This window comes from cf. Phormidesmis sp. LEGE 11477 (assembly GCF_015207105.1).
Taxonomy (GTDB): Bacteria; Cyanobacteriota; Cyanobacteriia; order Phormidesmidales; family Phormidesmidaceae; genus Phormidesmis.
On sequence record NZ_JADEXO010000162.1, the window covers coordinates 1 to 11195 of the forward strand.

The 11195-nt window shown below is 50.3% G+C and carries 7 protein-coding genes; 2 read left to right on the forward strand and 5 right to left on the reverse strand.

What is annotated here, in order from left to right:
* Positions 1–10: 10 nt before the first annotated feature.
* Both IQ256_RS26640 and IQ256_RS26645 read left to right on the forward strand, forming a co-directional pair.
* Positions 11–5269, forward strand: a complete 5259-nt coding sequence (locus IQ256_RS26640; RefSeq protein ID WP_370623556.1) for an AAA family ATPase — start codon at positions 11–13, stop codon at positions 5267–5269.
* Positions 5270–5854: 585 nt separating this feature from the next.
* Positions 5855–6259 (forward strand): cupin domain-containing protein, encoded by a 405-nt coding sequence (locus IQ256_RS26645; protein ID WP_193858726.1) that lies wholly within the window; start codon positions 5855–5857, stop codon positions 6257–6259.
* Between the two features lie 177 nt (positions 6260–6436).
* Here the strand turns inward: IQ256_RS26645 and IQ256_RS26650 are convergent, their stop codons facing one another.
* The 5 genes from IQ256_RS26650 to IQ256_RS26670 all read right to left on the reverse strand — a co-directional run bounded on the left by IQ256_RS26650 (position 6437) and on the right by IQ256_RS26670 (position 11173).
* Entirely contained in the window at positions 6437–7255 is an 819-nt protein-coding gene (locus IQ256_RS26650; RefSeq protein ID WP_193858727.1) for a radical SAM protein, read from the reverse strand.
* A 125-nt stretch (positions 7256–7380) separates the two neighbouring features.
* A complete protein-coding gene (locus IQ256_RS26655; protein ID WP_193858728.1) occupies positions 7381–8628 on the reverse strand; it encodes an ABC transporter substrate-binding protein in 1248 nt (415 codons plus the stop codon).
* Positions 8629–8731: 103 nt separating this feature from the next.
* A complete protein-coding gene (locus tag IQ256_RS26660; RefSeq protein WP_228025319.1) occupies positions 8732–10066 on the reverse strand; it encodes an ABC transporter ATP-binding protein in 1335 nt (444 codons plus the stop codon).
* On the reverse strand, positions 10059–10883 hold the full coding sequence (locus IQ256_RS26665) for an ABC transporter permease (RefSeq protein ID WP_193858729.1): 825 nt from the start codon (positions 10881–10883) through the stop codon (positions 10059–10061). The genes IQ256_RS26660 and IQ256_RS26665 overlap by 8 nt, the downstream gene beginning before the upstream one ends.
* Positions 10880–11173, reverse strand: a complete 294-nt coding sequence (locus tag IQ256_RS26670) for a hypothetical protein (protein WP_193858730.1) — start codon at positions 11171–11173, stop codon at positions 10880–10882. Before IQ256_RS26670 ends, IQ256_RS26665 begins: the two co-directional genes overlap by 4 nt.
* Positions 11174–11195: the final 22 nt, after the last annotated feature.

The following is an 11195-nucleotide window of genomic DNA, read 5'->3' on the forward strand; positions in this document are numbered from 1 at the left end:
AATATCTGATGTGCTCGCATATATTCATCAGCACAATATTATTCACAAAGATATTAAGCCTGACAACATTCTCATTCATCCAGACACAAAACAGATCAAGCTGATTGACTTTAGCTTGGCTTCTAGCCTGCCACAAGAGCAGCAGGGCATCCAACCTACACAGGGATTAGAAGGTACATTGGCCTACCTATCGCCTGAGCAAACCGGTCGGATGAATCGGGGCGTAGACTACCGTAGCGATTTCTATGCGCTGGGCGTCACTTTTTATGAGTTAATCACGGGCCAGCTTCCCTTTGCCTTGGCCGATCCGCTGTCGCTGGTGCATTGCCACATTGCTAAGCAGCCAGTACCGCCGCAGAAGCTGAATGCGGCGGTTCCTGATATGTTAGCGGCGATCATCCAGAAGCTGATGGCTAAAAATGCTGAAGACCGCTACCAAAGCGCTGCCGGGCTCAAACACGATCTAGAGCGCTGCCTAAACGATTGGCGAGAAACAGGCGCTATATCACCGTTTTCTCTAGGCGAAAAAGATCGGGATTTACGCTTCTTGATTCCTGAAAAGCTGTATGGCAGAGCGCAGGAAGTCGCTACATTGCTGACGGTTTTTGAAAGGGTTTCTCAAGGAAACACAGAGTTTGTTCTAGTTGGCGGACGCTCTGGAATTGGAAAAACTGCAGTTGTCAAAGAAGTTCACAAGCCGATTGTAGAAAAGAAAGGCTACTTTATTAGCGGTAAGTTCGATCAGTTTAATCGCAATGTGCCTTTTAGTGCGATCGCTCAAGCCTTTCAAAATCTCATTGAACAACTCCTGTATGAAGATGATTGCCAGCTCGAACAGTGGAAAACAGAAATATTAAACGCGGCGGCTGAAGAAGCCCAGGTATTGGTTGAAATCCTCCCCGATCTGGCATTGATTTTAGGGCCGCAGCCCTCTGTCCCAGCGCTATCGGGTACAGCAGCGCAAAACAGACTCAACCAAGTTTTTCAACGGTTTGTTCAAGTTTTTGCGAGCTCGGATCACCCGCTTGTCATTTTTCTAGATGATTTGCAATGGGCAGATGTCGCCTCTCTTCAGCTCGTAGAAAAACTGATCAGCGAAACAGCAGGCTACCTGTTGCTAATGGGTGCTTACCGAGATAATGAAGTATTTCCGGCTCATCCGCTGATGCAGATGGTACAGACGCTGACCACTGCCAACATTTCTACTAGCACCCTTATCCTTTCTTCGCTACAGCCAGACACGCTTAACCAGCTTACCGCTGACACGTTAAAGTGCTCACTGAGCTTGGCTCAACGTCTAACCGAACTTGTCTTTCATAAGGCGCAGGGCAGTCCTTTCTTCACGCATCAGTGCTTGAAGGCGCTCTACGAGGATGGCTTAATTACCTTCAACCAGCATAGCCAAACCTGGGAGTACAACGCTTTGAAGGTGGGCCAGCACACGCTGACAGATAACGTGGTCGAGCTCATGGCTCAGCGGCTAGAAAAGCTGTCTGCCGACACTCAAACTGCGTTGAAACTAGCTGCCTGTATCGGCAATCAGTTCGATCTTGATACGCTATCAATTGTGTGTGATCGCCCCGCTGCTAATATTGCAGAAGCGCTCTGGCCAGCGATCGAAGCAGGCATACTCTTAGCCACCAATGAGGCGTACAAGACCTATCAAAATCAAGCCTCTATCCCAGCAGAATTCATCCTTTCAACCGATGCTATGCTCGCCGCACCTGCCGCGAAAACAGCGACAAAAATCCCTACCTATCGATTTTTACACGACCGGGTACAGCAGGCCGCCTACGCCTTAATCTCGGATCATCAAAAGCAGCAAACCCACGCGCAAATCGGCCAGCTCCTACTCTCAGAACTGTCTGCTGATGAGCAGGAAGAGCGATTGTTCGATCTGGTCAACCAGCTCAATTTAGGCAAAGAAGCGCTAAATAAAAACCAGCGAATAGAGCTGTCTTACCTCAACCTAAAAGCAGGGGAAAAAGCCAAACTCTCAGCAGCCTACGCAGCGGCCTGGGATTACTACAAAACGGGTGTCCAGCTTCTGCCTGAATCCGCCTGGGATACTCACTACGATCTGATGTATAAGCTGCATCAATCAGAGGCTGAGGCGGCTTATCTTTGCGGTCAGTTCGAGCAAGCTGAAAGTGTCTACAATCAGGCGCTGCCAAAATGCCGTACGCCGCTAGACAAAGCAAGAATCTACCGCGTCCAGATGACGCAATACCAGCTACAGTCTCGCTATCAAGATGCGATCGCAGCTCAGAAAAGTAGCCTATCTCTATTGGGGTGGATGGTTCCTACCAACGCAGAGACTATCCAATCGCACATAACCGCAGAAATTGAACTAGTCAAACAGCTTTTAGAACAGCAGTCGATTGAATCACGCCTAAACACCGAACATCTCAACAATCTCAATATCGAAGAGATGATGCGGATTTTGCAAATTCTATTTTATTCTGCCTGGTTAAACGGTCAGCCCGCGCTCTCATTACTAGCGGTCACGAAGATGACTGCGCTCTCTTTGCAGCATGGTCATACCGAAATGTCGCCTTTCGGCTACGTGGGCTACGGCATGACCGCAGTGGTTTGGCTAAACGACCCTGAAACCGGCTATCGCATCGGCAAAATGGCCGTCCAGCTCTGCGAACAATTCGACAACGCAGATGTGCAGAGTATGACGAATTTTCTTTTTGCAGCAGATGTACAAAGCTGGTGTCGGCCTGTTCGTCAGGCAGATCGATATTTCGAGGCTGCCTATCGCTACGGGATGGAAGCTGGCAACTGGCTAACCGTTAGCTTCATGATGATGCTCAGCGGCTCTGATCGCCTGACCTACGGCAAGAATCTTCACGAGCTCTACGCAATTGTTCAAACTCACGCAGATTTTCTACGGCGGATTAAGAGCCTAAATAATCTTGATATTTATACAGCAGCCGTGATTCAGCCAATCCGTCAGATGCTGGGTCTGACGCACACGCCAGAGACCTTTAACGATGATGATTTTGATGAATCGCGCTACCTAGAGACCTATCAGAGTGATGATTTTGCCCTAGCTTGGTTCTATGCCATCAAAATTCGGCACGCCTATCTATTAAGACAGCAATCGACCTACAAAGATTTAATCTGGCAGTTCAATCGGGTAGGGCATACTGTTGCTAGCCATGCCAAGACACCGTCTACTGTGTTTTACATGGCGCTAATGCAGCTGGCTGCGATCGAAAGTGCCGAAGACGACGACGCCAGATCGCTTTACCAGGCAGATCTAGAACGCCTAGAAACAAAGCTAGAAGACTGGGCTAAGCTCTGTCCTGAAAACCTTGAACATAAATGTCTGATAGTCGCGGCGGAAAAAGCACGGTTGCAGCAGCGTTGGATAGTGGCCAGCGAGCACTACGACCAGGCCATCTCTATGGCGACTGCCAATGGCTATCTCTACGAAGCGGCACTGGCGCATGAACTAGCGGCCCAGCTCTATTTTGACTGGCAAAAGCCCCGCATAGCGCGAGAATATCTCTTCCAAAGCTACGCGGCCTACAGTGAGTGGGGTGCGATCGCCAAGCTACAGACGCTAGCGCAAAGATATCCCCATATTCTTGAGCCAACGGTCAGCTCTGCTTTTTCTCAGTCAACTATTCAGTCAACTATTCAGTCGAACGCTCAATCAATTGCTTTATCGAACACCGTGTCGAACACCGTGTCAAATACCACAGCGTTAGGAGATGTACTCGAACCATCCTCCTACACCTATAAATTAGAGTCTCTTCAAGCTTCTAAAGCTGCCTATAGCGTTCAGCCATATCAGGCTGGCACTCTTCGCCCTAACAATACTCACTCGCTCGATCTCGCCTCAATTCTACGAGCATCGCAGGCACTTTCGTCTGAGATTCAGCTTGATCAGCTCATCCTTTCACTGATAAAAATTACGCTCGAAAATGCTGGCGCAAATCGATGTGCTTTGCTGCTGCTTGAAGAAAATGTCTGGCACGTGAAGGCGATCGCTCAAAACGTCGATTGCTTTGAGGTGGTGGCAAAAGATCTGCTACTGTCGACTGCTGAGCTACCACTTAGATTGATCAACGCCGTCAAACGTGCGGGGGAAGCTAGCATCATTTCAGATGCGACCACTCACAAACTGCTGGCTAATGATCCCTATATCATTCAGCAGCAGCCCAAAAGCCTGCTTTGCTTGCCTATTCTTCACCAGGGTCGACTCTCTGGCCTTCTCTATCTAGAAAACCAAAGCACGGCAGATGCTTTTACCCCTAACCATTTGGAAGTTCTCAAGATTATCGCTGCTCAGGCTGCCATTTCTCTAGAAAATGCAAGACTCTACCAACAGCAAGAGGCACTAGTTCAAGAACGCACTCAAAGCCTATCGCAAGCGCTCAAAAATCTAAAAAAAAGTCAGACTAGTTTAGTGCAAAAGGCCAAAATGTCTTCGCTAGGCCAGATGGTAGCGGGGATTGCCCATGAGATCAACAACCCTATCAATTTTATCTATGGAAACATTCCTGAGACTGCGCGCTATATCGAAGATTTATCTTATCTGTTGAGCTGCTACAGACAGCAGTGCTCTAGTCCTAACCTTGAACTCGCCAAAGCGATTGAAGAGATTGACCCCGATTTTGTCATCGCAGATCTCACAAAAATCCTTAATTCAATGAGATCAGGCACTAGCCGCGTTCGTGACATTGTCCTGTCTTTACGCAACTTCTCACGCTTAGACGAGTCCGAGCGAAAGCAGGTCGATATTCATGAAGGGCTTGAGAGTACGCTGTTACTGCTTCGCAATCGTTTAACGCTTAAAGATCCCACTCAGGAAATTGAAATTGTTAAACGCTACGGTAACCTACCTAAAACAAATTGCTCTGCTGGACAGATCAATCAGGTATTTTTCAGCATCTTCAGTAACGCTATTGATGCCTTGATCGTCCAGTCAGAACATCACAAACGGTCATTACATGCATCAGCGGCTTCTCTAGATGGGACAAAGATCATGCCCTACTCACCACAAATTCAAATTGCGACTAAAGTGCGCGGTCGCTATGCTGCCATTTCGATTAGCGATAACGGTGTGGGTATTCCTACGGAGATCCACAGCCGCTTATTCGATCCCTTTTTTACCACAAAGGAAGTGGGTCGAGGGACTGGGCTAGGACTGGCGATCGCCCACCAAGTCGTCGTAGAAGAGCATTCTGGCACCCTTACCTTTACCTCTAGTCCTGGAGAGGGCTCAACTTTCACAATTCGACTGCCGCTATAGGCCGCTATAGACTGAGTGCGCCAGCACTGGCCACGATAGTTATAACAACTTTGCACTTATAGCACTTACTAGGTCAGCTAGGACAGTTATATCGACCTAAGTTGTTGTAATACCAAATTCTGACTGCTTACCCCTTGATTGTCGTAGTAGTGACATAGCATGCTACATCCCTACGGTTTGTCGCGTGAATCGGGGTTGTCAAAAGCTTTAGAAACCTCAGTAGAGCTGCCGCCGACTGTTGGCTAGCTATTCAACCGTTCTGATGCATTGGGACGGTTGCCCATCAACGTGCCTACAGCTTGCCAAATAGCTCTCAGGCCCAGAGTCACTTGGGGAGTCACTCTCAGTGATATGACTGCCCTAAGCAGGCTGAGAGCGACTACAGACAGCGGCCATAAGTGTATGCACTGTTGCACTTTATGCTCGCCTATTCAGCCATATTGCTGAAAGCCATACTCTACCAAAGGGCATAGATAATCATTTTCGGCATTTTCTTCAGTTATATTACGGAAAGTTATATTCTCTGGGAGAATATAAACCAGTAGTTCTACAACTGTAAGGAGACTATTCGTGCGGAAATTTGTGATGCCAGTGTTTCACTCGGACGACAGAGGCAGCTTTTGGCAGGTTGCTCAAAAAGGGTGGGGCGAAATCAACTTTGTAGAAACGCTGGCGGATAAGCATCGCGGCAATCATTTTCACAAAGAAAATTATGAACTCTTCTTCATAGTCAAAGGGCAAGTTGAAGTCACCGTACGCAGCCTAAAGCAGTCCAAGGCGCAGACTTTTTTGCTGTCGGCTGGAGAATGTCTGCTAATTGAGCCGTACGAGCTTCACACGTTTTACACTCGCATGGATACGCAGTGGATGGTCATGCTTTCTGAGGGGATTGCGCCTGAAAATCCCGACTTCCATAAAGCCAGCGAGTTTGAACAGCTGATAGGCCGCCCCTTGCCTAAGGTTGAAGCGCCTGCGATTGCCCTAAACTAAGCTTTTGGCAGGCTCGCTAAACAGGCCGACCAAGAGTAAGCAAATCCAGCGACAGCAAAGTACTGCCCGGAAGCCATCGACATCGCAGTAGATCGAATGATGGCCTTCGGGCGAAAGCTATTAGTGGATGCGCCAAAAAATATTGAGCTTCGCAGAGCATTGAGCCTGACAAGCGCACTATTTGTACTCTGGAACAGGCAGCTCCTTGAGATTTTTCCAGCAGACTGTGCAAGCTGGTAAGTCATGCTCGGCGGCGTAGGGTTCATGGACGGTATCAATCCAGTTGAGAAAAGTGGTGAAGTTTTGAGTGACTTTTGCGGGGGCATCGGTGACGGTGCCTAGCTGAAAGTGAGGGGCGCTATTTTCGATGGCGAAAGGGCAGGCGTGGTACTGGCCATCGGTTCTAAGGACGGGATAGCAGTGGGGACAGCGGTGATTGACTTTGGGCCGAGTCTCTTCACCAGTGAAGGGATCGACGCCGCGACCAGAGTCCACGATATCGGGATGGCCAATGGCGATCGCGCCCTCATTTTCTCTCTCATACGCCTCCAGCTTTCGCAGTGAAGACTGTGGCATCTGCGGGGCACCATCGCCTGTCGCAATCGAATAGTTGAGCGAGGCAGTAGTTTTGCCAAGCGGATCAGATTCTAAAATCTGCAAAAGCTGGTCGGCTTTGATCCCATTGGAGTAGATCACCATCGCCCCTTTGAAGCCATGTTCTCTAAGGTATGCGATCGCCCAGATTGTATTCTCTGTATTCAGCGTCGGCTCACCACCATAGAACTTCAGCGCGCCTTTCTCGTGCAGCATGACGCTGGCCAAAGTAGCGTCCAAATGCTCGGCTGTATATTCTATTGCCCAGCCTTTGGGCGTGCCGAACACCGTACAAAAGTCGCAGTCGCGGTTGCAGCGATTGCCCGGATACAGGTGCAGCTCCATCAGTCGATTATCTTCTACTACGCCTTTCGCGCGAGACTGTCGTTCTTTGAAGACCATAGTTGTTCTGAGGTAGTTGTTCTGAGGTAGTTGTTCTGAGGTAGTTGTGCTGAGGTTATAGGCTCTAGTAGCGGATTTCTATATTCTAGTAATCGTTTAAGCTATGGATAGAAAGAACTGCTGGGTTAGGTGGCAAATTGTTCAGTCCACATCTGTTCTAGTCGGGTCGTGTATTCGGCGTTGACAACGGGAACAGTGTTCTGTGCGATCGCCTCTAGCGGCAGTCCATAGTCAGTTTCTACTCGGTCAAACTCTGCCTGCATTTCTGCCGATAGCTTGCTGCGCGTCAGCAGCGGCGGATCGCCCCAGACAGCGGGCTTGAATTTCTCTAGCTGGCCTTCAGGGCTGCTGAGAATATTGGCTAGCACCATACCGCCTGCTGGATTGCTCGCGTTGGTTGGAATCGCCGTGAACGAAGGATCGTTCAGTGAAATGCCTGGCATCGCAAAAGCTTCTGTTGTATCTGGGAACTGCCCGGTATTAATTCCTTCTGCGATTCCAGCGGTAAACGCAGGCATCAGCCAGATCTCACCATTAGAGAACAATTCTTGCAGTCGGCTTTGGCTGGGGGGATAGGTGGCCCCTTCTCGCCATAGATATGGCCGTAATTCTTGCAAATATTCAAACACTTGAGGCGATTTCTCTTCCCACAGCGCCAAGTCAAATTCTGCGCCAGCATACTGTTCGTAGCCACCCGTTACCCCGTATAGAACCGTTAGCAAGAACCGACTGCCGTCAAACTGAGGCGGAGCCACATGAGCAAACCGACCCGGATTCTCCCTAGCCCAAGTCAGCAGCTGATCGAAATTTTGCGGCATTGTCTGCACTCTAGCCGTATCAGCCGCCATGATATAAAACGCACCCGTGTAGGGCGATTCATAGCCATCAATTGGCAAGCCAAAGTCACTGATCACTGAGGCGTTACTCGTATCGTAATAGGCCATCGCAGGCAGCTTGTCAGTAAATGGCCCAAACAACAGATCGCCTTGCTTCATCGTCCGAAAGTTCTCGCCATTGATCCAAATTAGATCAATGCTGCCCCGGTCGCTGACGCCAGCCTGAACTTCTCCGACCACTTTGTTAACCGCTTCTACCGTGTCATTTAACGGAATCCGATTGAGCGTGACACCATATTCGCTCTGCAGTCGCTCGGCTACCCAGCCATCGGCATAGCTATTGATCTGGTCACTGCCGCCCCACATTGCCCAGTTGACGGTGGTTCCTTGGGCTAATGCGGTAATCTCTTCCCAGGTGGCGGCGGTAGGATCGAGCCGGGGCGCAGAGGCGTCTTGATTGTTGGCACAGCTCGCTGCGAGAGTGGCTAGCGTAGCGCCAGCAGAAAGGGTGAGAAAGCGACGGCGGGGGAAAGACATAAAGAGAATGAGGAACGATGAATGATGAATGGCTTTGCTCTTGTCGTTCGCCTTTGGCGTTCTCGAAAAGCATGGTGAATGACGCCAAAGCTAACAGCCTTAGCTAATACTCCTTAGAGGCGCTGGTACTGCGATGACCTTCGCTCTTCTGACGAATTCGCATAGAAGTTGCACGCTTAGAGGCTGAGCTATTCGCAGGCAGAGGCCAGCTCCAGAGGGCATCGGGTGGCAGGTGAGCGAAGGCGGTCTGGCCAACGGTGAAGTTGAGGCTAGGGGGCACCCAAGATTGTAAGTTCAATCCTGCTGCTGTTTTGAGTGAAAGATGACGCAGGGTGCCCGTGAATCGGTTTTGGATGATAGTGACGGGTAAGAGATTAGTGCCACAGATCTGGTCGGCCAGCAGATGAACGCGCTCGGGGCGGACGGTGACCTGGACAGGGCCCTGCTGCGGATAGGCAGTAGTGAGTACGTCGCCGCCGGGCAGAGTGAGCTTGTGAGATTCGGCCTCGGCGCAAAAGAAGTTGACGCCGCCGAAGAATCTAGCCACCCCTTCATCGGCTGGCTGTTGATAAAGCCGTTCGGGCGTGTCTACCTGGCGCAGGCAGCCGTCAAACATGAGGGCGATTCGATCGGAGATGACCACCGCTTCTGCCTGGTCGTGCGTGACCACGATTAGGGTAACACCCGTTTCTTCTTGCAGACGTAAGATTAGCTCTTGCATACTGCTGCGAAGGCTAGCATCTAGGGCGGAAAGGGGTTCGTCAAGCAGCAAGATTTTGGGCTGAATGACGAGCGATCGCGCCAAGGCCACCCGCTGCGCCTGGCCACCGGACAGTTCAGCCGGATCGCGATTAGCAAAGCCGCCTAGCTGCACTTGGTCTAGCATGGCGATCGCCCGCTGTTCTCTTTCTGTGCGGTTCATTCCTCGCATTTTTAGCCCAAAAGCCACATTCTCTCCTACGCTGAGATGGGGAAACAACAGACCCTTTTGTAAGACCAGTGCCATATTTCGCTGCTCGGGCTGCACCTGGTTGAGCAAGCGTCCTTCTAGAAAGATTTGCCCAGCGTCAGGCCGCAGCACGCCTGCAATCATCTGCAACGTGGTCGATTTACCGCAGCCAGACGGCCCCAGCAGCGCCAGGCGTTCTCCTGCCTTTACCTCTAGCCACACATCTTGTACGGCAGGAATGCCACGAAAGCTTTTGGTGAGCTGTTGTAAGCAAAAGAACGGCGTCTGAGCGGGTTGGCTCTGAATCACTCCATCTGTGGCCGTTTTATCTGTGGCTGTTTTATCTGTGGCCATTCTGTCTTGAGATATTTTGTCTTGAGACGTTTTAGCGTGAGATGTTTTATCTTGAGACATGCTGTTTTCAGATCTTTCATGCTTGAGTCCTTGATCTCTAATTTCTTGTTCTCTAATTCCTTGATCTTTAGACATTGCCAAGACCTCCGATAGCGGCATCGTTGTTGAGGGCGCGGCTAGAAAAGAATAGGAAAACCAATGCCGGGAGAATAGAGGTGATGGCGATCGCAGCCGTCAGCCCCGTATTCCCACCTTGCAAAGCCGTAAACAGCACCATCGGCAGCGTAAATACCCGGCCACTGCCGACAAAAAAGGTCAGCAAAAACTCATTCCAGGAAATTAAAAACGCAAACAGCGCCCCGACCACTACGCCCGGCGCGATCAGTGGCAGCGTCACCTGCTGAAGCACTTGAAAAGAAGTTGCCCCCAGAGATCGAGCCTGAATCTCATAATCTGGATCGAAGTTGGCATAAACGCTGCTGAGCACTAGGGTCATATAGGGAATGGTCGGCAATAGATGCACGAGCACCACGCCCGCTAATGTACCGCTCAGCCCTAGCCGAATCAACATAAACTGGATGCCCATTAGGGTCGCTAACGGGGAAACAATAATAGGCAGCAGCAGAAACAATTTAATTGCGCCTTTGCCCGGAAAATCCATCAGCCCTAGCGCCCGTCCGGCAGGCATTCCTACCAGTAGCGAGAATCCAGTAGACAGCAGCGCGATCGCCAAACTTTGCCCAAACCCCTGAGCGACTTTGGTACTGGCCGTCAGCAGCGTCCGCCAGTGCTCTAGCGTCCACTGGGGCACGAGCTGAGGAAAATACCAGTCTTGAGCAAATGACCAGATCAGCAGCGGCAAAAAGGGTAAGAAGAGAACGCCGATAATCAGCCACAAGAACAGTTTACGAGTCGTATTGCGAGCCTTGCTATTAGTGGCGGTATAGCTCATGAGCGTTCTCCTGCGCGTGAGTTTGCTATCTGAGATATCTGAGGTGTTTGAGGGATTTGGGGCTGAAACCGACGCTCGAAACGTTTATTTGAACCCAGCCATAGATAGAGGGCGATTAGGCCAATCGAGACAAAAGAGAGAATCAGACCCAGGGCGATCGCCACGCTTCTCTGAGTCAAATCCGCATTCGTAAACGCCTGATACACCAAGACTGGCAGCGTTTTCGGGGCAGTCGCTCCTAGCAAGAAAGGCACCTCAAACGAGCCAAACACATAGCCAAACACAATCAAACTCGCCGCTGTCTCTTATACA